General features: G+C 68.5%; 18 protein-coding genes. 10 read left to right on the top strand and 8 right to left on the bottom strand.

Annotated features, from left to right (window positions below; genetic code table 11):
• Positions 1–16 precede the first annotated feature (16 nt).
• Both M3B11_RS01900 and M3B11_RS01895 read right to left on the bottom strand, forming a co-directional pair.
• Positions 17–538 carry an Rv3235 family protein gene (locus tag M3B11_RS01900; protein WP_259874983.1) on the bottom strand — a complete coding sequence of 174 codons (522 nt, stop codon included), beginning with the start codon at positions 536–538 and terminating at the stop codon, positions 17–19.
• Entirely contained in the window at positions 535–1,320 is a 786-nt protein-coding gene (locus M3B11_RS01895) for a LysM peptidoglycan-binding domain-containing protein (protein ID WP_259874982.1), read from the bottom strand. The genes M3B11_RS01900 and M3B11_RS01895 overlap by 4 nt, the downstream gene beginning before the upstream one ends.
• Positions 1,321–1,485: 165 nt before the next feature.
• Here M3B11_RS01895 and M3B11_RS01890 point away from each other — a divergent pair, with 165 nt between their 5' ends.
• Positions 1,486–2,064, top strand: coding sequence for a hypothetical protein (locus M3B11_RS01890; RefSeq protein ID WP_259874981.1), 579 nt, complete (start codon positions 1,486–1,488; stop codon positions 2,062–2,064).
• Positions 2,065–2,067: 3 nt separating this feature from the next.
• Here the strand turns inward: M3B11_RS01890 and M3B11_RS01885 are convergent, their stop codons facing one another.
• Positions 2,068–2,289, bottom strand: coding sequence for a helix-turn-helix domain-containing protein (locus M3B11_RS01885; RefSeq protein ID WP_102162876.1), 222 nt, complete (start codon positions 2,287–2,289; stop codon positions 2,068–2,070).
• 239 nt (positions 2,290–2,528) lie between these two features.
• On the opposite strand from M3B11_RS01885, the gene M3B11_RS01880 reads away from it, so the two are divergent.
• The 3 genes from M3B11_RS01880 to M3B11_RS01870 are packed head-to-tail and all read left to right on the top strand — an operon-like array spanning position 2,529 to position 4,941.
• Positions 2,529–3,161, top strand: a complete 633-nt coding sequence (locus M3B11_RS01880; protein ID WP_259874979.1) for an SAF domain-containing protein — start codon at positions 2,529–2,531, stop codon at positions 3,159–3,161.
• Positions 3,158–4,453, top strand: a complete 1,296-nt coding sequence (locus tag M3B11_RS01875; protein ID WP_259874978.1) for a DNA-binding response regulator — start codon at positions 3,158–3,160, stop codon at positions 4,451–4,453. Before M3B11_RS01880 ends, M3B11_RS01875 begins: the two co-directional genes overlap by 4 nt.
• Positions 4,450–4,941, top strand: a complete 492-nt coding sequence (locus M3B11_RS01870) for a DUF6912 family protein (RefSeq protein ID WP_259874976.1) — start codon at positions 4,450–4,452, stop codon at positions 4,939–4,941. The genes M3B11_RS01875 and M3B11_RS01870 overlap by 4 nt, the downstream gene beginning before the upstream one ends.
• Here the strand turns inward: M3B11_RS01870 and M3B11_RS01865 are convergent.
• Positions 4,864–5,352 carry a DUF2505 domain-containing protein gene (locus M3B11_RS01865; protein ID WP_259874975.1) on the bottom strand — a complete coding sequence of 163 codons (489 nt, stop codon included), beginning with the start codon at positions 5,350–5,352 and terminating at the stop codon, positions 4,864–4,866. The two genes, M3B11_RS01870 and M3B11_RS01865, sit on opposite strands and share 78 nt — an antisense overlap.
• A gap of 140 nt (positions 5,353–5,492) precedes the next feature.
• On the opposite strand from M3B11_RS01865, the gene M3B11_RS01860 reads away from it, so the two are divergent.
• Entirely contained in the window at positions 5,493–10,379 is a 4,887-nt protein-coding gene (locus M3B11_RS01860; protein ID WP_259874974.1) for an NAD-glutamate dehydrogenase, read from the top strand.
• A 17-nt stretch (positions 10,380–10,396) separates the two neighbouring features.
• Positions 10,397–11,902 (top strand): sensor histidine kinase, encoded by a 1,506-nt coding sequence (locus M3B11_RS01855; protein WP_259874972.1) that lies wholly within the window; start codon positions 10,397–10,399, stop codon positions 11,900–11,902.
• A 148-nt stretch (positions 11,903–12,050) separates the two neighbouring features.
• On the opposite strand, the gene M3B11_RS01850 is transcribed toward M3B11_RS01855, so the two are convergent.
• Positions 12,051–12,299: a WhiB family transcriptional regulator gene (locus M3B11_RS01850; RefSeq protein ID WP_102162883.1), complete on the bottom strand. Its 249-nt coding sequence runs from the start codon at positions 12,297–12,299 to the stop codon at positions 12,051–12,053.
• A 242-nt stretch (positions 12,300–12,541) separates the two neighbouring features.
• Here M3B11_RS01850 and M3B11_RS01845 point away from each other — a divergent pair, with 242 nt between their 5' ends.
• From M3B11_RS01845 to M3B11_RS01835, 3 genes are all read left to right on the top strand, one after another.
• Complete coding sequence (locus M3B11_RS01845; RefSeq protein WP_259874970.1) at positions 12,542–13,123, top strand: gamma carbonic anhydrase family protein; 582 nt, start codon at positions 12,542–12,544, stop codon at positions 13,121–13,123.
• Positions 13,124–13,204: 81 nt separating this feature from the next.
• Entirely contained in the window at positions 13,205–15,079 is a 1,875-nt protein-coding gene (locus M3B11_RS01840) for a heavy metal translocating P-type ATPase (protein WP_259874969.1), read from the top strand.
• Between the two features lie 104 nt (positions 15,080–15,183).
• Complete coding sequence (locus M3B11_RS01835) at positions 15,184–16,620, top strand: NAD(P)H-quinone dehydrogenase (protein ID WP_259874967.1); 1,437 nt, start codon at positions 15,184–15,186, stop codon at positions 16,618–16,620.
• A 227-nt stretch (positions 16,621–16,847) separates the two neighbouring features.
• On the opposite strand, the gene M3B11_RS01830 is transcribed toward M3B11_RS01835, so the two are convergent.
• The 3 genes from M3B11_RS01830 to M3B11_RS01820 all read right to left on the bottom strand — a co-directional run bounded on the left by M3B11_RS01830 (position 16,848) and on the right by M3B11_RS01820 (position 20,444).
• Positions 16,848–18,638 (bottom strand): biotin carboxylase N-terminal domain-containing protein, encoded by a 1,791-nt coding sequence (locus M3B11_RS01830; protein ID WP_259874965.1) that lies wholly within the window; start codon positions 18,636–18,638, stop codon positions 16,848–16,850.
• A gap of 94 nt (positions 18,639–18,732) precedes the next feature.
• Positions 18,733–19,443 (bottom strand): nucleoside triphosphate pyrophosphatase, encoded by a 711-nt coding sequence (locus M3B11_RS01825; RefSeq protein WP_259874963.1) that lies wholly within the window; start codon positions 19,441–19,443, stop codon positions 18,733–18,735.
• Positions 19,440–20,444, bottom strand: coding sequence for an SGNH/GDSL hydrolase family protein (locus M3B11_RS01820; RefSeq protein ID WP_259874961.1), 1,005 nt, complete (start codon positions 20,442–20,444; stop codon positions 19,440–19,442). The genes M3B11_RS01825 and M3B11_RS01820 overlap by 4 nt, the downstream gene beginning before the upstream one ends.
• 104 nt (positions 20,445–20,548) lie before the next feature.
• Between M3B11_RS01820 and M3B11_RS01815 the strand changes: the two genes are divergently transcribed.
• The gene (locus M3B11_RS01815; protein WP_259874959.1) at positions 20,549–21,991 is read left to right on the top strand and encodes an AI-2E family transporter; all 1,443 of its coding nucleotides are present in this window, start codon (positions 20,549–20,551) and stop codon (positions 21,989–21,991) included.
• The last annotated feature ends 10 nt before the right edge of the window (positions 21,992–22,001 follow it).

The raw sequence follows: 22,001 nt of genomic DNA, 5'->3' as shown, positions 1-22,001 counted from the left end.
GTCAAGCGATCCAGGGTCAGGCGGTCTCCAGCTGGGTGACGAGCCACCGGTTGCGGATGTGCTCCAGGCGCAGGGCGACGGCACGGTGGCGCCGACCGGTGCTGACGACCACGGCAGCCTCGGCCACGCGCGGGCCGACGAGGCACACCCGCGGCGTGGAAGCCGAGAGCATCGCCGGCCGCGGCGGTGCCGCCTTGGCCAGCTGCTGTCGGTATGCGGCATGCTTGCGGATCCGCTCGAAGAGATCCGGGGCCACCCATTTGCCGACCGATGACGGGGCACGGGTGCCGCCGAAGATCTCGATGATCGCCACTGACAGCGACGATGCAGCCGCCTGCAGTGCTGCGACGAGGTCCTGCTGGTCGGGTTCTGCCGCACGCCGGGTCTCGGGTTCTGCCGCACGCCGGGTCTCGGGCTCCGGCGGCCGCGTGGCTGCCGGGACCGGCGACGGTGCCTGTCCCGGTGCGGTCGCAGCGCGGGGTCGCGGTCGGGTGAGGGTCAGTTCGCCGGGTGCGGCGTCGGTCATCATCGTGGTCATGGCATCTCCAATCGCTGTCCAGGCATGATGAGGTTCGGGTCGGCACCGATGATGTGCCGGTTGGCGCTGTGGATCGATTCGACGCGATCGCTGAGCTCTGCGCTTGCGGCCCCGGTGTAGTGCTCGGCGGCAATCGTCCAAAGCGAGTCTCCTGCGCTCACCGTGGCAGTCTCAGGCCCGGACGATTCGGTGGTGCGATCATCGGCGTCCGGGCCGCTGTCCGTGCCCGAGGCGTCGGACTGCGCCGTGGAATCGTCGGGATAGGGGGTGGTCGGGTCCCTGCCGTCTGCAGGTGCCGACGTCGAGCCCTCCGGTGCCGGAGTCGGGCTGGCCGCCTGTGCGTCCGGCGACCGGGTCGGCCAGCCAGGGGAGGAGGGCGCTGTCGTGCTCGACTCTGCAGGACGGGTCGGCCAGCCCGGAGACGGGGCATCGGGTGCTGCCGCTGCGGCCGTTGCGAAACCGGTTCCTGTCAGGATGAGGCCGGCACACGAGGCAGCGAAGACGCGCCGGAACCTGACCGGGCTCATGGCGATCGCCGCCTGTGCGCAGCGCTGGGCAGCTGTGCGGCCGAACAGCCCAGCTGCATGGGCGAGACCGCTGAGGAGCGTGGCGCATGTCAGGCGCGCGCCGGCGACGACCGCCGCGCTGCCGGCCAGCAGCACGACAGCTGCCCCGATGTCACCGCGGCCCAGCGCGGTCATCAGCTCCGGGGCGCTGGCGCACAGGCAGAGCGTGATGACGATGTGTGCGAGGCTCAGCAGCCGCGTCAGCCAGATCAACATTCCAACTCCTATCAATATGGCTATCAGAATGACAAACGACATCAATTGAAGTCAATAGATATTAAAAACTAGTATTTGGATTCGAATGCATTCGAATGGCACGGATCGAGGCGAGATGCGGATTGAATCGATGCCCGGCGCCCGGGGTTCTGCGATCATGGGCTCATGACCGAGCCGACATCACCGCATGGGGACGACGCCGCAGGCGTCGATCGCGTCGAGGCGCTCTTCGCCGACCTCGCCGCTGAGGAACAGGGGCGCACCGCTCATGAGCGGATGGGTGAGCTTGGGGATCTCGTCGCCGGCGAGTTCGCCGACCATGGACTCGCGCATCGGCTCGCCGGTGCCGTTGGGGCCCCTATTGAGGTGCACGTCGCGCGCACGTGGTTCGACGGCATCATCGACGCAGTAGGGCAGCAGTGGGTGCTGCTGCGCGGACGTGTGCCCGGAACCCCGCGGGCGCTGGTGAACCTGGCCCGTGTCGACCATCTGCGCATGCGCCGGGTGGCCCACGGGGCTGACGCCGTCATCTCCCAGCTGTCGATCCGCTCCCCGCTGCGCAGGTTCGGCGAAGGCCGCCGTGAATGCCGGGTGTTCTGCGGAGCTGCCGGGCAGGTGCTGGAGGGGATGATCGATGCAGTCGGTGCCGACTACCTGCAGATCCGCCGCGGGGCTGCCATCGATCTGGTGCCGCTGCACGCGCTGGCCGCGGTGCAGGACCTCACGCCCGGTGACAGTGTCTGAAACTCAGACGTCGACGCGGCCTTCCCGGATCTCCTGCTGGGTCTGGGAGTACATCCGCTGGATGTAGTCCTCAAGCTCAGCCTTCTCGATCCGCCACTGCCCGCGCCCGCCGACCTTGATGGCGCGCAGCTCACCGGAGCGCACAAGGGCGCGCGCCTGCGTCACGGTGACATTGAGGATCTCCGCGACGTCGGTGAGGGGGAGGAAGCGGACTTCGGCAACCATGATCGGCACTCCTTTGCAGCTGCTCACCGGCGCTCACGCCCGGTGCTCCGCAGCTCGTAGTGATCGCGTCCATCATAGCCGATTTTGCTGTCAGATCGTGGCGTTCGCTGCGGCTTGTGGACAGTCGCGTTGTCCACAGCCCTGTTCTCATGCATCGCCTCCTATGTAAGGTGGTCCGAGATGCCGGATCGTTCTGCACCCCGAGCCGTCGCTGCAGTCCCCACGAGCAAAGGAGCTCCATGTCCTTCCGCGAACCCAAGCGCGCCGAACGGCTGCGCCCACCGCGCTGGCGAGACCCCAAGCTCATCATCGGCGCGCTCATCGTCGCCGCATCGATCCTCGGCACCTGGTTCATCGTCAACCAGGCAGCCAACACGATGACCGTCTGGACAGCCGCCCGCCCGCTCGTGCCCGGCCATGCCATCACCGCCGATGACCTGAGCGCCACAGAGGTGAGGATGAGCGAGGCGGTGGAGCACTACCTGCCCACCAGCACCGAGATCCCCGCCGGTGCGACCGTGCTCTCCAGCATCGCACCCGGCGAACTCATCCCGGCCTCCCAGATCGGCACGGCCGACCAGCTCGCCGGCCGTGTCATCGCCCTCGAAGTGCCCGGCGGCCTGCCCAGCCAGGTCGACGCCGGGTCGACGATCGACCTGTGGGGCACCGACACCCGCATCGAAGACGGTGAACCTGAGCTCATCCTCAGCAGCGTCGCCGTCATCTCCGTCGAGCGCGACAGCGGCGGGTTCGCCGGTGCCAACACCAACCGGATCGAGGTGTTCGTCCCCACCGACGACATCGACGCCGTGCTCACCGCCCTGGCAGGTGAGCACCACATCTCGGTCGCGGCAGTCCCGAAGCAGGGATGAGCGCTCACCCGCCTGCGCCCATCGGCGTCATCGTCGCCGTCGACCGGGACCACGAACCGACCGTGACCGCACGGCTGAGCGATGCACCCGATTTCACCATCGTGCGCCGGCCGGCCGATGAGGTCGAACTGCTCGCGGCCGCCAGCGCCGGGATGGGTGCTGTCGTCGTGCTCGGCCGCGAGTTCCCCGGCCTCGACGCCGAGGTGGTCCGCCGGCTGCACGGCACCGGCGCCCGCCTGCTCGGGCTCGGGGACGACGAGGAGCAGTTCCGCGCCTGGGGCGTGCACAGCCACGTCTCACCGTGGGACCCGCCCGAGGCGTTCCTCGCCGCCGTGCGCGACTGCGCGCAGTCACTGGCCGTCCCGCCGCGGCCTGCCGAACCGCCGCAGGCTGCGCAGACCTGCGAACCCGGCCCCGTCATCGCCGTGTGGGGGACCGGTTCAGCCCCGGGCCGATCGACAGTGGCGGCCGGACTGGCGCATCTGCTCAGCAGCCACGGCACCTCCGTCATCCTCATCGACGCCGACACCGTCACCGCCGGACAGGCGGCCATGCTCGGCATCGTCGACGATGCCCCGCAGCTGGCCGCGCTGTGCCGCCGAGCTGCCGGCGGCGTCCTCACACCGGAGCTGTTCAGCCGGCACCTGACGGCGGTCAGCCCGCGCCTGCACCTGGTCACCGGTCTCAGTCGCGCCAGCCGCTGGCCGGAAGTGCGTCCGGCGCTGCTGAGCGCCATCCTCGATGCGGCGGCAGCCACCGCTGATGCCGTCATCGTCGACATCGCCGATCGCGTCGACCCCGATGACGAGTTCGCCGACCCGCACTACGACAGGCACGCCGCCACACGGGCGGTCCTCGAACGCGCCGATCACACGCTGCTCATCGCCCAGGCCGATCCACTGGGGATCCAGCGGCTGGTGAGGCTGTTGGAGACCGAGCGGGGAGAAGCGCTGCGCGACAGCGCCACGATCGTGATGAACAAGGCGCGCGCCTCAGCTGTCGGTGCTGACCCGCAGACAGCGATCGACACGACACTGTCCCGGTTCCTCGGACTCGGCGGCTGCCATTACCTGCCCGATGACCGGGCGAATGTCGATGCCGCGGTGCTCGCCGGGCAGGCGATCACCGAACATGCACCGCGCAGCCCGCTCAGCCGGGCCCTCGGCGAGCTCGCTGCAACCCTGCCCGGGCTGCCCGAGCCGCAGCTGCGGCGCCGCGACCGCAGCTCGAAGCCGACGGCAGCGCGTCGGGTTCGGCTTCCGCGGCTGCGCCGGAGGACAATGACCACATGAGCTCCTATGTGCGCGCATACGTCCCTGTGACCTCTCACCATCTCGTCTCCGCCTGGCCGGCGATCACCGATGTGCTCGCCTTCGCCCCTGATGCCGATGGGCGCGCACTGCGCTCCGACGCCGGTGAAGAAGCCGAATTCACCGCACAGATGACAGCCGCCGAGGCGTGCCTCGACGAGGCGCTGCGCACCGGCGGTGCGCGGGTCGTGATCGCCTGCGACATCCCGGCACTCGGCGCTCAGGTCCGCTCCGTCGGGGCCGGGCTGGAGGCCTTCGGCCCGCTCAGCGTCGACCCGAGCCGGGTCGTGAGCTTCCACATCGACGATCCCGAGGTCGTCGCCGGCCTTCCGGAGGACCAGGAGGCAGCTGCTGCACTGCTGCGGTCCTCGCCGCTGCTGTGGTTCGACTCCTCAGAGGTTGGTGATCTCCTCGAGGCGTTCGCCCAGCAGCCGCTCGACGGTCGGCGCGACAGCCGCCTCGACAGCTGAGCCGAACAGCGGGATCGATGAGGACACTTCGGCGACCACCGCGATCTCGGTGCCCGAACCGCTGAGATCAGCCGGATCGAGTGCGGTGAAGTCGATGACGGCACTGACGGCGATCGGCACCCCGGGCACCTCAGTCGACTGCTGGGCCCGCGCAGACGATGCGTCGGCAGTCGTCGCCGGCAGCGAGAAGTCCTGTTCGATGCGCGCCGTGTCCGGCAGGAACCGGCGCGCGGAGTCCGGCACCTCGTCAGCCGGCAGCGGTGCCGAGGTGCGCACCTGCAGACCCTCGGCGACCGAACCGGTGACCGTCGCCTCGGCGGTGGCATGCTCCCACATCTCACGTGACTCCAGGCGAGCGAGAATGCGGTGCAGCGGGGCGGTCGAACGGCGCTGTGCGGTGATCGTCTTCATGGTTTCAGTCTGCCATGTCGGGCACCGGCGAGCCGACCCGGCTGCGGGCATGAAAACCGCCCCATTCGCGGTTAGGGTAGAGGCGGGCAGCGAGGACGCTGCCGATCGCCTCATGTAATGACCGATGAGAAGGTGACATAGTGACCGAGGTCCGCTCGACCGAGATTGCACAAGCGTGGACAGACCTGACGGGATCGATTCCCCCCGCCGACCTCATCCCCGCGTACTTCCCCCGTATCAGCGACGCCGAGTATGAGACCTACGGGCCCAAAGCCCTCGCCGCCTCCGCTGCCCGGCACTACGACGTCGCCGGTGGCTTCGACGGCACCACCCCGGTCGTCTCGCTGGCCAACCTCTCAGCCAGCGACGCGGACTACGCCGGCAACCGCACCGTCATCAATATCGTGCTGCCCGACACTCGCTACACGCTGTCGTCGATCATCTCCGAGCTCACCGGCGCCGGACACAACATCCGCGCGGTGCGCCACCCGATCATCGTCACCGAACGCGCCGGCGACCAGCTGCAGATCGTGCCCTCGGCCGAACTGTCCCGGACCACCACCTCGACCTCGGCGCTGCCGACCATCACCCCGGGGATGTCGTCGACGACCCGGGCGAAGGAATCCTGGGTCCACCTGGAGATCGACCAGGTGCCCGAGGAGCAGTTCGACGAGCTGCGCGCCCAGATCGCCCGCGTCCTCGAATACGTCATCGCCGCCGAAGCCGACCGCGAGCAGATGCGCGCTCGCGCCCATGAACTGGCCGAACAGCTGCGCAGCGCCCCGCCGCGGCCCGAGCTGGCCGACGAGGCCGTCGAATCCGCCGAGCTGCTCGACTGGCTCTCCGGCCGGTTCGCGTTCCTCGGCTACCGTGAGTACTCGCTCGACACAACCGGCGAGGAACTCTCCCTGCACCCGATCGAGGGCACCGCGATGGGCATCTCCTCGCTGCGTCCACCCCGGTCCTCGCAGCTGGCGAAGAACGTCGCCGCCCGCGCCGAAGAGCCGCGCGTGCTCGTGCTGACGAAGGCGAACTCGCGCTCGCACGTCATCCGCCGCAGCTACCTCGACTACCTCGGCGTCAAGACCTACGACGCGAATGGGACGGTCGTCGGCGAGCGCCGCTTCGTCGGCCTCTACACCTCGGGCATGTACAACGCCTCGGTCCTCGACATCCCGGTGATCCGGCAGAAGGTCGCCTGGATCCTGCGCGAATCCGGTGTCGAACGCGACACCCACTCCGGTGACGAGCTGCTCTCGATCCTGGAGACCTACCCGCGCGATGATCTCTTCCACGCCGATGTCGAGGAGATCTTCGAGGTCGTCATGCAGGTTCTCGACCTCAAGGAGAAGCGCGAATCCCGCGTCTTCATCCGCCGCGACCCCTACGCCCGCTACGTCTCCGTGCTCGTCTACGTTCCCCGCGACCTGTACGACACCGACTCGCGCCTGCGGGTGGAGAGGGCGCTGCGCGAGGCCTATGCCGCCGACACCGTCGACTTCGATGTGCTGCTCAGTGAGTCGGCGCTCGCCCGGCTGCACTTCGTGGCCCGGGTCCCGCACAACATCAGCCTCCCGGAGGTCGACGCGGACACCGTGTCCGAGCAGATCACCAGCGCGCTGCGCTCCTGGTCCGAGGACGTGTGGGAGAACCTCGCTCCGCACAACGCCCGCCACACCGCAGCAGAGCTCGACCGGGCACGCACCTGGTCCGAGGCGTTCCCGCCGTCCTACATCGAATACAACACTCCGCAAGACGCCGTCGAGGACATCGCACTGTTCGAAAAGCTCGACAGCGATGACGAACCGCTCGTCAAGATGGTCCGGCCCAGGGGAGTGCCGCGCAACCAGGCCCGCCTGTCGTTCTACCGGCTCAGCCCGGCCGGGCTCTCGGAGATCCTGCCGTTCCTGTCGAACCTCGGCGCCTCCGTCCTCGACGAGCGGCCCTACGAGATCGACCTGCCCGACGGCAGCAGCCGCTACATCTACGACTTCGGTCTCGAGTTCGAAGACGAGATCTCCTCCCAGGACTTCGAGCGGATCGAAGAGGCCTTCGCCGCCGGCTGGAAGGGGCTGCGCGAGACCGGAAGCATGGACCGGCTCATCGTCGCCGGCCTGCCGTGGCAGGATCTCGCTGTGCTGCGTGCCTTCACCCACTATCTGCGCCAGGCCGGCTTCTCCTACTCCGACAAGTACCTCGGCTCCGTGTTCACCTCGAACCCGGGCCTCTCGGCGCTGCTGCTGGGCTACTTCCACGCGAAGTTCGACCCGGATCTCACCCCGGCCGTCGGCACCCGCGACGAGCACATCTCCCAGATCCACGACCGCATCGAGCAGGCGCTGTCCGAGGTCACCAGCCTCGACGCCGACCGCGTGCTGCGCGCAGTGCTCTCGCTCGTCGACGCCACCGTGCGCACCAACGTCTTCCAGCCCGAAGACGGCTCGCTGCCGCGGGCGGCGGTGTTCAAGATCCTGCCCCCGCAGCTCGACTTCGTGCCCAAGCCGAAGCCGGCCTATGAGATGTGGGTCTACTCACCCGAGGTCGAAGGCGTGCACCTGCGCTTCGGCAAGGTCGCCCGCGGCGGCCTGCGCTGGTCGGATCGCCGCGATGACTTCCGCACCGAGGTGCTCGGCCTCGTCAAGGCGCAGATGGTGAAGAACGCGCTGATCGTGCCCACCGGCGCCAAGGGCGGATTCGTGCCCAAGCAGCTGCCGGACCCGGCACAGGACCGCGATGCGTGGCAGGCGGCCGGACAGGCCGCCTACGAGGTGTTCATCAACGCTCTGCTCGATGTCACCGACAACCTCGAATACACCCCCGAGGGCAACGTCGTCGTCCACCCCGAGCGCACCGTCATCCACGATGACGACGACTCCTACCTCGTCGTCGCCGCTGACAAGGGCACTGCCCGGTTCTCCGACGTCGCCAACGGGATCGCCACCAGCCGCGGCTTCTGGCTCGGCGACGCGTTCGCCTCCGGCGGCTCGGTCGGCTACGACCACAAGGCGATGGCGATCACCTCGCGCGGTGCCTGGAAGTCCGTCGAACGACACTTCCGCGAACTCGGCGTCAACACCGCCACCGACGACTTCACCGTCGTGGGAATCGGCGACATGAGCGGTGACGTGTTCGGCAACGGCATGCAGCGCAGCGAGCACATCAGGCTCGTCGCCGCCTTCGACCACCGCGACATCTTCATCGACCCGGACCCGGATCCGGCCCAGTCGTTCGCTGAGAGGCGGCGGCTCTTCGAGCTGCCGCGCTCCTCCTGGCAGGACTACGACCCTGAGCTCATCTCCGCCGGCGGCGGCGTCTACCCCCGCTCGTCGAAGTCGGTGAAGCTGAGCGAACAGGCCGCCAAGCGGCTCGGCATGACCCCTGGCCAGTACCGGCCCAACGACCTCATCCGCGGCATCCTGACCGCACCGGTCGATCTGCTCTACAACGGCGGCATCGGCACCTACATCAAATCCTCGCAGGAGACGGCCGTTGACGTCGGCGACAAGGCCAACGATGCGATCCGCGTCGACGGCGCCGACCTGCGCGTGCGCGTCGTCGGTGAGGGCGGCAACCTCGGCGCCACCCAGCTCGGCCGCGTCGAGGCGGCACTCGGCGGCGTCAAGATCAACACCGATGCCGTCGACAACTCCGCCGGGGTCGACTCCTCTGACCAGGAAGTCAACATCAAACTGCTGCTCGACACCCTCATCAAGAACGGGGCGTTCAGCTCCGATGAGCGCGTCGACGTGCTGCTGTCGATGACCGACGAGGTCGCCGACAAGGTGCTGGCGAACAACTACAGTCAGAACGTCCTGCTCGGCGAGGCCCGCGACGGCGCCGACGTGATGTCCGGCACCCACCGGCGCCTCATGCGCTACCTGGAGAGGAACGCCGACCTCGACCGGGCCGTCGAGTTCCTGCCGACGACCAAGCAGCTGGCCAGCCGCACGTCGACGGGAGGCGGTCTGACTTCGCCTGAACTGGCCGTGCTGCTGGCCTACGTCAAGATGAACGCCGCCGATGAGATCCTCGACAGCGATGTGCCTGACGAGGAGTGGATCAACGAGCACCTGCTCGCCTACTTCCCGGCCAGTCTCGCCGAGCGCTTCGGTGAGCACTTCGCCGGGCATCCGCTGCGCCGCCAGATCGCCACCGCACGCCTGGTCAACCGGATGGTCGACCGCGGCGGGCTGACGTACATCTTCCGAATGGTGGAGGAGACCGGTGCGACGATCCCGCAGATCGCCCGTGTCTTCAGCGTCGTCAGCGAGATCTTCGACCTCGACAGCCACTTCGACGACATCTGCGCGCTCGACAACGTCGTCGACTCGAGCGTCCAGGTCAGGCTGCAGCACGGCTACGTGCGGCTGCTCGACCGCGCCTCCCGGTGGCTGGTCCACCAGGCGCCGACGCACCTCGACGTGCCCTCGGGCATCGAACGCTATGGTTCGATCCTCGACCAGCTGCGCCCGCGGGTCCCGCAGCTGCTCGAAGGCACCGATGCTCGGGAGCTGGAGTCCAACGCCCAGTCCTTCATCGCCGAAGGCGTGCCGGAGGCGGTCGCCTACCGGGCGGCAGCGCTGCTCGACGAGTTCGCCCTGCTTGACGTCGCACAGATCGCCAACCGGCTCAGCATCCACGGCGAGGACGTCGCCGAGGTGTACTACCAGGTCACCGACCTGCTCTCCGGTGCTGAGCTGCTCCAGCTCATCGGCGCACTCGACCGCTCCGACCGCTGGTCGGCGCTGGCCCGTGGGGCGATGCGCGATGACTACTACCAGGCTGTCTTCGCCGTTGTGCTCACCGTGCTCTCGGCAACTGAGGCGGAAGGTGCAACACCGTCGGAGCGCGCCCAGCGCCGCATCGCCCAATGGCGTGAGAAAAACGAGGCAGCGCTGAGCCAGGTGCTCGCGACGATCGATGAGATCCGTCAGCTCGACACCGTCACCCAGACGCCGCTGTCGGTGCTGCTGCGCATGATGCGCGGCATCGTCCGCTCGACCGTCTGGCAGTCGGAGGAGAGCTGAGACCCGGGGAGTAGACGATGCACCCGCACAGCGACATCGACGCCACCGAGGACTTCACCGACAAGCGGGATCTTGAGTGGCTACGCACCCTCGTCGGCGACTGGCAGCTGCTGGCTGACCTGTCGTTCGCCGACCTGCTGCTGTGGGTTCCCGCCACCGAGGCACCGGGCCGGTTCCGGGTGGCAGCTCACTGCCGCCCGACAACCGGCGCGACAGCCTACCCCGAGGACGTCGTCGGGCTCATCAGCGTCGGCATCGAAACGGAGCTGATGCACCGGGCGTGGGCGAGCCAGGAGATCATCATCGCCCCTGGCGAGGACGAGCTGAATGACGTCCTGGCACCGATCGCCGGTGCCGAGGTGGTGCCGGTCATGCGCCAGGGCCGGATCATCGCCGTGCTCACCCGGCACACCGAGGAGCTGCGCCGCAGCGCGTCCTCGCGGCTGGAGCGCAACTACCGGGCATGCGCCTCGATGCTGCTGACGATGATCGCCGAGGGCGACTACCCCAGCCTCGACGACGATGCCGCCGGCCACCACGGCGACTCCCGCGTCGGCGACGGGATCGTCGTGCTCAACCGCGAGGGGCGGGTGCGCTATGCCTCACCCAATGGCATCTCCGTGCTCCACCGCCTGGGCCACGACGACGAGCTGGAGGGCCGCTACCTCAACGAGGTCGTTGCCGGTCTCGTCGAGCAGCTCCGGCCGGTCGACGAGACTCTGCCGGTCGTGCTGACCGGTCGCGCACCGTGGAGCACCGAAGTCGAATCCGGCAGCGTCATCGTGACCCTGCGCGCAATCCCGTTCACCCGTGCCGGCAACCGGATCGGGGCGGCGATCCTGCTGCGCGATGTGTCCGAGATCCGCCGGCGGGACCGGCAGCTGCTCAGCCGTGATGCGATGATCCGTGAGATGCACCACCGGGTGAAGAACAACCTGCAGACGGTTGCGGCACTCCTGCGCCTGCAGACCCGCCGCATCTCATCGGCCGAGGCGAAGGGCGCCCTGGAGGAGGCGACGCGCCGGGTGGCGATCATCGCCGTCGTCCACGATGTGCTCAGCCAGGGCCTCGACAGCGAGGTCGACTTCGATGAGATCGTCGACAAGGGCCTCAAGCTCACTCCCGAGCTCGCCAGCCCGCACGTCGAGATCACCCTGCAGCGCACCGGCAGCTTCGGCAAGATCTCCTCAGTCGATGCGACGTCCCTGGCACTGGCGCTCACCGAACTTGTCACCAATGCCGTCGAGCACGGCTTCCCGCTCGATCTCAAGAAGCCCGAGACCGATGAGCGTCTGCAGGCCACCGTGTGGGTCGAACCCGAACGCGTCGGCGATCGGCTGCGTGTCACCATCGCCGATGACGGCGTCGGTCTGCCGGCAAATCACGGCCCCGGCAGCGGACTCGGCACCCAGATCGTCACCACACTCGTCTCCACCGACCTGGGCGGGGAGATCACCTGGCAGGCGCGCGAAGGAGGCGGCACCGAAGTCATCATCGACGTGCCGCTCGGCCGCGACCGCTGAAGCGCGACAGAACTGCACTGCAGAACAGCACTGCAGGACAGCACTGCAGGACAGCGCACCCCGGGCACGCCGCAGCGCCCGCCGGTGATCTACGGCGGGCGCGGCGGTGGTGTCTGTGATGTGGCGGTGCGCTGACCGGCGGACCGTGTCAGCCGGCGCGGCGGGCGCGCGCAGCGCGGCGCTTGAGGGCGCGGCGCTCATCTTCGCTCATGCCGCCCCAGACTCCGGCGTCCTGACCGGATTCGAGTGCCCATTGCAGGCAGATCTCGGCGACTTCGCAGCGGCGGCAGACACTTTTGGCCTCTTCGATCTGCAGAAGCGCAGGGCCGGTGTTGCCGATGGGGAAGAAGAGTTCGGGATCCTCATTGAGGCAAGCCGCGCGATGGCGCCAATCCATGGTGTCCTTTCCTGGAGCGGAGGTCGCCGGAGCCCGGGGAGTTGGTGGGCCCAGATCGGCACACAGCAGGCTGGCGACAGCAAGTGGTCGCTATGTCACCAAGACTCACATATGAGACAGGGCAGCACAAGAGGGTCGAAGTGTGAAATCACCGACAATCTTTTATTCTGCGCGCTCTGCAGCAGCATCGCAAATCGATCGTCACCCTTGCCCGCTGCACACCGTTCTGCTTGGCTGAGGACATGGAGAACATCAGCGAGCTGCGCGACGTGCGCCTCATTGCCATCGGCGACCTCAAGCCGCAGATCCACCCGACATCCTTCGTCGCACCTGGCGTCACGCTCATCGGCGACGTCCGCCTCGGGCCCGGCAGCAGCGTTTTCTATGGCACAGTGCTGCGCGCCGAATCGAGCCCCATCACGATCGGTCAGGGAACCAATGTGCAGGACAACTCCGTCATGCACTCCGACCCCGGCCGTCCGGTCACTGTCGGCGCCCGCGTCTCCGTCGGCCACCGCGCGCTCGTGCATGGCTGCACGGTCGGCGACGACTGCCTCATCGGCATGGGCGCAACTCTGCTCAACGAATGCGTCATCGGATCCGACACGCTTGTGGCCGCAGGCGCTCTCGTCCTCGAAGGCATGGAGGTCCCTTCGGGCTCCCTGGTGGCAGGGATGCCGGCGAAGGTGCGCCGCGAGCTGACCGCTGAGAACATCGAGCACATCCGCACCAACGCCGCCTCCTACTCCGAACTGTCGGCCGCACACCGGCAGCAGGGCCGCATCGTAGGCCCCACAGACGTGCTCACCGAGACGATCGGCTGAACCCGCTTCCCCGTTTCCCGGTGAACGAAGGTTATCCAAGCCTTCCTAGCCGCCGGCGGCGCCGCTGGGCATGATGGTGATGTGCCCCTCATCCGTGCTCTGCGCCGCTACCCGCTGGCCGGGCTGGCCGTCGTCGCCTTGGCGACGACGCTCATCCTGCTCGCCTCAGGGCTGCCCGGTGCCGCCCAGATCCTGGCGACGGCCGTCATCGGCATCGTCGTCCTCCTCACCGCCTGGGACATGATCAAGGACATCATGGCCGGCAAGTGGGGTCTCGACATCCTCGCCGTCGTCGCGATGGTCGCCACCGTGCTCGTCGGCGAGTACCTCGCCGGCCTCATCATCGTGCTCATGCTCACCGGCGGTGAGGCGCTCGAGGAGATGGCTGCAGGCCGGGCCGGGCGCGAACTCGATGCGCTCATCAGCCGCGCCCCGCAGTTCGCCAACCGGGAGGGTGCCGACGGTCAGCTGACCCAGATCCCGGTCGACGAGGTGGCCATCGGCGACATCCTCGTCGTCCGACCGAATGAGACGCTGCCGGTCGACGGCACCTTGCTCGACGCATCGGCGACCATCGACACCTCGGCGATGACCGGCGAACCGCTGCCGGTGACCTTCACGACAGGCGACACCCTCGCCTCGGGCACGGTGAACGAGACCCGCGCCTTCCGCATGCAGGCGACCGCCGCCTCGGCGGACTCCCAGTACGGCTCGATCGTCAGGCTCGTGCGCGAGGCCGTTGAATCCCAGGCCCCGATGGTGCGCCTGGCCGACCGCTATGCAGTGCCGTTCACGATCGTGTCCCTGGCGATCGCCGCCTTCGCCTGGTTCATCAGCGGCAACCCCACCCGGTTCGCCGAGGTCCTCGTCGTCGCCACCCCCTGCCCGCTGCTCATCGCCGCCCCGGTCGCGTTCATGGGCGGGATGAGCCGGGCCGCTCAGATCGGCGTTATCGTCAAGAACGGCGGCGCCCTCGAAACGCTCGCCCGCGTGCGGTCCGCCGCACTCGACAAGACCGGCACGCTCACCCGCGGCAACCCTGAGGTCCGCCGCGTCATCCCCGGCACCCACAGTGAGGACGAGCTCATCGCCCTGGCCGCAGCGGCCGAGCAGTTCTCACTGCACGCCTTCGCCCAGTCGATCGGGCAGGTGGCAGCCGAGCGCAGACTGGCCCTGCCCGAGGTGACAGGCGCTGACGAGACCGCGACCAATGGAGTGCGCGCCCACCTGGCCGACGGCACCGAGGTGCGGGTCGGCAAGATCACCTACATCGAAGAGGTCACAGGCCCCCTCGACCCGGTCGAGCTGGCACCAGGAGAGACCTTCGTCTATGTTTCCCACGGCAGCGACCTGGCCGGCATCATCATCCTCGCCGATGAGCTGCGCGCCACCGCCGCCGGCACCGTCGCCCGGCTGCACGAGCTCGGCGTCACCGACATCGCGATGCTCACCGGCGACAACGCCGCCACCGCCCGGGCGATCGCCGGTGAGGTCGGCATCGACGAGATCGAAGCCGGCTGCACTCCGCAAACGAAGGTCGAGCACCTGGCCTCGATGCGCAACCGGCCGGTGCTCATGGTCGGCGACGGCGTCAACGACGCCCCGGTGCTCGCAGCCGCAGATGTCGGCATCGCGCTCGGTGCGCGCGGGGCGAGTGCGGCCAGCGAATCGGCCTCGGCGGTCATCACCCAGGACGATATCGCCAACGTCGCCTATGTCATCGAGATCTCCCAGCGCACCGTGCGCATCGCGCTGCAGAGCATCTGGCTGGGCATCGCGATCTCGATCGGGCTCATGATCGTCGCAGCCCTCGGCTACCTGCCCGCGGTCGTCGGCGCGATCCTGCAGGAGGGCGTCGACCTCGTCGCGATCCTCGGGGCCCTGCGGGCACTGCGCGTGAGCCACACGCCCGTGCCCGAGGCGGTCGAGACTGCCGCGGGCCGCCAGGCCGCTTAGGGCAGCCGGTGGCCCAGCCACTAGGATGGGAAGCGAACGACAGGGCGGCCGCAGCGCCGCCGCTGTCATGCCACCGACTTGCCTGCCGCTGAGAGAATGAGACTGTGAAGAACGTACTTGATCCCTCCCAGAACCGCGTCGTCATCATCGGCGGTGGTCCCGGCGGCTACGAGGCCGCACTCGTCGCCGGCCAGCTCGGCGCCGATGTCATGCTCATCGAACGCAACCGCTGCGGCGGATCTGCGGTGCTCACCGATGTCGTGCCGTCGAAGACCCTTATCGCCACCGCCGAGCTCATGGGCCAGATCGAGGTCTCCGGGCCGCTGGGCATCCGCCTGCGCGGCACCGAGGACGGTGAGCCCGCTGCGATCGAACGCGGCGCCGCCCGAGCCGACCTCGACACCATCAACAAGCGGATCAAGCATCTGGCCAATGCCCAGGCGACCGACATCTACGACGGACTTGTGGCCGCCGGCGTCAAGGCGATCAAGGGGACGGCCCGGATGTCGGGCCGGCACACCGTCCACGTCGTCGAGGAGGAGGGCAATGAGTACGAACTCGAAGCCGATGTCGTCCTCATCTGCGTCGGCGCGCACCCGCGCGAGCTGCCGAGCGCCAAGCCGGACGGCGAGCGGATACTGACGTGGACGCAGCTCTACGATCTCGACGAGCTGCCTGAGCACCTCGTCGTCGTCGGCTCCGGTGTCACCGGTGCTGAGTTCGCCTCCGCCTACCATGCTCTCGGTTCGAAGGTCACGCTCGTATCCTCCCGGGACCGGGTGCTGCCCGGCGAGGACAAGGATGCTGCCGATGTGCTGGAGAAGGCGTTCCGCTCCCGCGGCATGAACGTGCTCTCCCGTTCGCGTGCCGAATCGGTCACGCGCACCGACGACGGTGTGCTCGTCACCCTTGACGACGGGCGCAAGGTCAATGCCAGCCACTGCCTCATGGCCGTCGGCTCGATCCCGAACACCAAGGACCTCGGTCTCGAATCGGCCGGCGTGCAGCTGGAGGACTCCGGGCACGTCGTCGTCGACGGCGTCTCGCGCACCTCCCGGCCGGGCATCTACGCCGCCGGTGACTGCACCTCGGTCATGCCGCTGGCCTCGGTGGCCGCGATGCAGGGCCGAATCGCGATGTGGCACGCCCTCGGCGATGCCGTTGCTCCCCTCAAGCTGCGCAATGTCGCCTCGAACATCTTCACCAGCCCGGAGATCGCCACCGTCGGCTTCTCCCAGAAGGACTTCGAGGAGGACCGCAAGGAGATCGACTGCGTCACCCAGCCGCTGAGCACGAACGCACGGGCGAAGATGCAGGAGATCAGCGACGGCTTCGTCAAGATCTTCTCCCGCCGCGGCTCCGGTTCGATCCTCGGCGGTGTTGTCGTCGGTCCGAAGGCCAGTGAGCTCATCCTGCCGATCACCCTGGCCGTGGAGAACCGGCTGACCGTCGACCAGCTGGCCTCCAGCTTCACCGTCTACCCCTCGCTGTCGGGCTCCATCACCGAGGCGGCGCGCAAGCTGCATCACCACGCCAGCTGAGCCAGCCGGTGCCTGCCGGGCAGGACCGGCGGCTGAATACACGACTGCGGGTGCACTCGATTCGAGTGCACCCGCAGCTGTGTTTCGGGGGATCGGGAGCTGGCGTCACCGGCAGACTCACTGTCTCATGCGCACCGAGTCGGCACAATTGGACTTTGGTGCAGTCGACTACGACTTTCGTCTAGGTCTGCCTGAAGCCGGCCCGCTGACCTGCGGCTGTGCGCGGCTCAGTCCTCGAACTCGATGAGCACGGTGCCGGCCTTGACGGCCGAGCCGGCCTCGACGGCGATCTTCGACACGGTGGCAGGGCGGGTCGCCTTGAGCGGCTGCTCCATCTTCATCGCCTCGATGACGGCCAGCGTGTCACCGGTCTCGACGACAGCACCGGGTTCGACGTCGACGGACACGATGGTGCCCTGCATCGGCGCCGTGAGTGCTGAGGTGCTGTCGGTGCGGCTGGAGCCGCGGCGGCGCAGCCGACCCTTGCGGGGGTGGGTGCCGGCCTGGGCCGGGCGGGCCAGCTCTGCCGGCACCTTGACCGTCAGCCGGTGACCTTCGACCTCGACGACGATGTCGATGACGTCGCTGCCGTCCTGCGTCTGCTGTGCCATGGGATCCTCCGGATCGTCGAATGTCGGCATATATGTCTGCTGCAGCCAGTGGGTGGAGACGCTGAAGTCCTCGGCGAAGGCCGGTTCATTCACCAGTCGCCGGTGCAGCGGCAGCAGCGTCTTCACACCGTCGAGGGTGTACTCGCTCAGTGCCCGCCGTGCGCGGGCGAGCGCGTGGGCGCGGTTCTCGCCGGTGACGATGAGCTTGGCGAGCATCGGGTCGAAGTCGACACCGACCTCGATGCCGTGGTGCACGCCGGAATCGACGCGCACGCCGGGGCCGGCCGGCTCGATGTAGCGGCCGATCCGGCCGGTGGCCGGGAAGAAGTTCAGGCGCGCATCCTCAGCATTGATGCGGAACTGGATCGAGTGGCCGCGCGGGGCCGGGAACTCCTCCGGCAGGCTCTCGCCAGCGGCGATGCGCAGCTGCCAGGCGAGCAGGTCGACGCCGGTGACCTCCTCGGTCACGGTGTGCTCGACCTGGATGCGAGCATTGACCTCCATGAAGGTCAGCGTCCCGTTCTCACCGAGCAGGAACTCACACGTCGCAGCACCGACGTAGCCGACTTCGCTGAGGATGTTCTTCGAAGCCTGGTTGACCGTGGCGATCTGCTCGTCGGTGAGGAACGGCGCCGGGGCCTCCTCGATGATCTTCTGGTTGCGGCGCTGCAGCGTGCAGTCACGGGTCGAGGCGACGAGCACCCGGCCGCTGCTGTCGACCATGCACTGCGTCTCGATGTGGCGCGGGTTGACGATCTGCTGCTCGAGCAGGCACTCACCGCGGCCGAACGCCGAGAGCGCCTCACGGGAGGCCCCGGCCAGCGCATCGGGAAGCTCAGCAGCGCTGGCAGCGGTGCGGAAACCGCGCCCGCCGCCGCCGTAGACGGCCTTGACGGCCACCGGGTAGCCGATCCGCTCGGCCACCGCGAGGGCGTCGTCGATGCCGTCGACGGCGCCGTCGGAGCCCTGCGTGATCGGTGCGCCTGCCGCCTCGGCGACGGCCCGGGCACCGGACTTGTCACCGAGCCGGTCGATGGCCTGCGGGGGAGGGCCGACCCATACGAGGCCGGCGTCGAGCACAGCCTGCGCGAAATCGGGGCTCTCGGCGAGATACCCGTAGCCGGGATGGACGGCATCGGCGCCGGCACGCTGGGCGGCATCGAGCATCTTCTCGATGCTGAGGTACGTTTCGGCCGGGCCAGCGCCGTCGAGGGCCCAGGCGTCGTCGGCCAGCCGGACGAAATCGGCGTTGGCATCTGGCTTGGTGTACACGGCGACGGCTTCGAGTCCGAGGTCGTGACAGGCGCGGATGATGCGCAGCGCGATCTCACCGCGGTTGGCGATGAAGACCCGCTCGATGGGGCGGTGCTCCACGGTTGCGGAGTACTGCCGCATGGGCTCGGTCATCTGGTCTCCTGGGCATGAAACGGGTGAACGGTATCAATCTAGAGACCAGTGCCAAAGCGTTGTGGACGATCGACAAAATCGGTGGACGAAATTCTCAACCGCCTCCGGGCGCGTCGTCACCGGTGTGACCTGCGGCATCGGCGTGGACATCCCACAGCTCATGCCAGGCCAGGCCGAGCTCGCCGACCAGCGTGCGCGCCAGTGGGAGGCTGAGCCCGATGACGTTGTGGTGATCGCCTTCGATGCCGGTGACGAAGGCGCCGCCGAAGCCGTCGATCGTCAGTGCACCGGCGACCTCGAAGGGCTCGGCGGTGGCGATGTAGGCGTCGATCTCCGCATCGGACAGCGCTGCGGTGTGGATCGTCGTCGACGCCGTCTGTGCCCGTGTGCCGGCGACCTGCCAGCCGTCACCGGTCGGGTCGAGGCGGGCGAGGAAATGGCCGGTGTGCAGGTGCGCGGTGCGTCCGCCCATCTGCTGCCACACCTCGCGGGTGCGCTCAGGTGTGTGGGGCTTGCCGACCGGCTGGCCATCGAGTTCGAGTATCGAATCGGCAGCGATGAGCACCCGCGGCCGATCCGGCGCACCGGCGAGCAGCCCGGCGTTGCGTGCGGTGATGCGGCCCAGGACGTCACGGCCCTTGGCCTCGGCGAGCACGCCGGCCAGCTCCGCGACCGAGGCAGTGGGGTGCTGGTCCTGGACGGCCGCCTCGTCGACGTGGGAGACGATGACCTGCGGGGTGATGCCGGCCGTCGTCAGGGTCGCATACCGCGACGGGGATCCGGAGGCGAGAATGACAGCGCTCACGGGCGGGCCTCCTCGGTATTCGGGTTGGCAGCACTGGGCACAGCAGTCGGGGCAGCAGGCTGCTGCGGCTCGGTCTCCTCGTCCTCAGGACGCGGGTCGCCGTCGGTCAGCTCCGCCGGCCAGTGCGGGCGGGTCTCAGGATTCTCCTCGACATCATGGGGCAGGTCGAGGTCGACGGTGATGCGCTGGATGACAGCGGTGGCCAGCTGCGCGTAGCCGAGCGGGGTGGGGAAGCGGCCGTCGGAGCGGATGAGGGACTGCTTCGTCGTGCCCGACAGCACCGTGTTGAGCGACACCGGGATCGCCCCGGCGGAGACGGCGAGCATCCACTGCGAGCCGGCGAGCACGCGTGAGGAGCGGCGCAGCTGGGTGCGCAGCGGCTGCGGGATGCCTGGCAGGCTGCCGAGGTTGGGGCACGTGAGCACGATGACGGTGTAACCGCCTTCGCGCTGCAGCCGGTTGAGCGCGGTGGTGAGCACCGGCAGGCCGATCGAACCGGTGATCGGGTGGATGACATCGGCGCTGCCCATCGCGATGACGGCAAACCGCGGCGGCTGTTCGCCGATGCGTGAGCGGCGCAGCAGCGGATCGGCCAGGATCGAGTTGACCTGGGTGAGGATGTCATCGGCTCGCGCACCGGCCTGCGCGGTCGAGCGCAGCCGCACCGGCCGGCCGGTCAGGGCCGCCAGCCCGCGGGCGATGAGCATCGCTGGGGTGCGGCGGCGCCGGCCGACGGCAATGCCGGCCAGCCAGGAGTCGCCGATGACGGCCAGAGCCGGCAGATGCTCGGTGTCACCGTCGACGTCTTCGAGCGCCCGGCTGTGCGGAGCGCTCAGGTCGACGAGCCGGGACTGCTGGGGGACAGCGGCCGCGGCGACGTCGTCGTCGAAGGCCTGGCGCAGCCGCATCGACTGCAGCCGCATGAGCCCGTAGACCCCGGCGGCGAGGGCCGCGGGCGCGGCCAATCCCAGCCCCAGCGCGGTCGCGGTTCCTCGCTGCATGAACTTCCCTCCCTCGTCCCGGCTGAGTCTAGTGCCTCGAACCGGAGGCAGAAGTTCGGCCCGGCTGCGCGCTGACCCAGCAGATGAGGCGTTACGATGGTCTCATGCCAGAGAACTCTCAGCAACGCATTCCCGGGCGGCTGCGCAACGCCTGGCTGGGATTCCGGTCTCGCAGGGAGCAGGCCGCTTCGTCACCTCCCGAGCCCCTCACCGCATCCCCGGGCGCGCCCGCCTACATCGAAGTGCCCGCCCATCAGCCTACCGAGGAGGAGAAGGGGCGCGGGGCCTATGAGCCCTACGTGTCCCTGCCGATGCGCTTGGCAGCCGCCTGGTCGTGGCGGTTCCTCATCGTGCTGGCTGCGATCGGCGTCGCCTACTGGCTGCTGTCGAAGATCTCCGTCATCCTGCTGCCGGCCCTCATCGCACTGCTCATCGCCGCGCTCATCTCCCCGTTGTCGAACTTCCTCGTACGTCATGGCTGGAAGCGCGGGGCGGCGGCTGGTGTCACGTTCGTCGGCTTCATCGTCCTGGTGCTGGGTCTGCTGACGCTCGTCGGTCAGCAGATCGTCGTCGGCATGGGCGAGCTGACCGGGCAGGTCGTGGCCGGTATCCGCGCGATCGCCGACTGGCTGCAGCACAACCCGTTCGGCATCGACTCCTCGCGGATCTCGGTGGCCATCGACGACACCCTCAACAAGGGCGTGGCGATGCTCGAAGAGCGCTCCGGCCAGATCCTCGGCGGCGTCGCCGGTGCTGCGATGTCGGTCGGCAGCTTCTTCACCGGCCTCATCCTCACCCTGTTCACCGCCTTCTTCTTCCTCTACGACGGTCGCCGGATCTTCTCCTGGTTCATCGGCATGCTCCCGCGCCGCGCCCGCGGCCGGGCTGAGGGTGCGGGCCTGCGTGGCTGGCAGTCGCTCGTGCAGTACGTCCGGGTGCAGGTGATCGTCGCCGGTGTCGATGCGATCGGCATCGGCATCGGTGCCTTCTTCATCGGCATCCCGCTCGTCTTCCCGCTCACCGTCCTCGTGTTCCTCGGCTCCTTCGTGCCGATCGTCGGTGCGGTCGTCACCGGCATCATCGCCGTCATCGTCGCGCTCGTCTCCAAGGGCCTCGTCGCAGCGATCATCATGACGCTCGTCGTGCTGGCCGTCCAGCAGCTGGAGGGCAATGTGCTCCAGCCGTTCATCATGGGCAAGGCCGTCTCCGTCCACCCGCTGGCCGTCGTGCTCGCGGTGGCCGCCGGCGCGACTCTGTACGGCATCGTCGGGGCGCTCTTCGCCGTGCCGGTCATCGCCGTGCTCAACACGATCGTCCTCTACCTCGCAGGAGAAGACGTCTACGCCAAAGACGGCAAGGCCAAACAGGAACACCAACCCGACGACGAGGACGGCAGGACCTCCCCGCAGCTCGAACACGACGAAGAGGATTCGCCGCTGGCTCCCGACGTCGCCGAAGGCGACCCGGCCGAGACCACCGAGCCCTCCGGCCAGGCCAACGGGTCGACCGCCTCGGGCGCGGGCAATGAGCGGCGCACCGACGACTGAGCCTCCCGGC

The sequence above is a fragment of the Brevibacterium sp. p3-SID960 genome (assembly GCF_025144725.1).
Lineage (GTDB): Bacteria > Actinomycetota > Actinomycetes > Actinomycetales > Brevibacteriaceae > Brevibacterium.
Note: the sequence above shows the minus strand (reverse complement) of the source record. Positions and strands in the feature narration are given on the sequence as shown.

Coding starts and splice junctions, on each gene's coding strand:
- M3B11_RS01900 (WP_259874983.1), bottom strand. CDS start 538: ATGACCACGATGATGACCGACGCCGCACCCGGCGAACTGACCCTCACC.
- M3B11_RS01895 (WP_259874982.1), bottom strand. CDS start 1,320: ATGTTGATCTGGCTGACGCGGCTGCTGAGCCTCGCACACATCGTCATC.
- M3B11_RS01890 (WP_259874981.1), top strand. CDS start 1,486: ATGACCGAGCCGACATCACCGCATGGGGACGACGCCGCAGGCGTCGAT.
- M3B11_RS01885 (WP_102162876.1), bottom strand. CDS start 2,289: ATGGTTGCCGAAGTCCGCTTCCTCCCCCTCACCGACGTCGCGGAGATC.
- M3B11_RS01880 (WP_259874979.1), top strand. CDS start 2,529: ATGTCCTTCCGCGAACCCAAGCGCGCCGAACGGCTGCGCCCACCGCGC.
- M3B11_RS01875 (WP_259874978.1), top strand. CDS start 3,158: ATGAGCGCTCACCCGCCTGCGCCCATCGGCGTCATCGTCGCCGTCGAC.
- M3B11_RS01870 (WP_259874976.1), top strand. CDS start 4,450: ATGAGCTCCTATGTGCGCGCATACGTCCCTGTGACCTCTCACCATCTC.
- M3B11_RS01865 (WP_259874975.1), bottom strand. CDS start 5,352: ATGAAGACGATCACCGCACAGCGCCGTTCGACCGCCCCGCTGCACCGC.
- M3B11_RS01855 (WP_259874972.1), top strand. CDS start 10,397: ATGCACCCGCACAGCGACATCGACGCCACCGAGGACTTCACCGACAAG.
- M3B11_RS01850 (WP_102162883.1), bottom strand. CDS start 12,299: ATGGATTGGCGCCATCGCGCGGCTTGCCTCAATGAGGATCCCGAACTC.
- M3B11_RS01845 (WP_259874970.1), top strand. CDS start 12,542: ATGGAGAACATCAGCGAGCTGCGCGACGTGCGCCTCATTGCCATCGGC.
- M3B11_RS01830 (WP_259874965.1), bottom strand. CDS start 18,638: ATGACCGAGCCCATGCGGCAGTACTCCGCAACCGTGGAGCACCGCCCC.
- M3B11_RS01820 (WP_259874961.1), bottom strand. CDS start 20,444: ATGCAGCGAGGAACCGCGACCGCGCTGGGGCTGGGATTGGCCGCGCCC.
- M3B11_RS01815 (WP_259874959.1), top strand. CDS start 20,549: ATGCCAGAGAACTCTCAGCAACGCATTCCCGGGCGGCTGCGCAACGCC.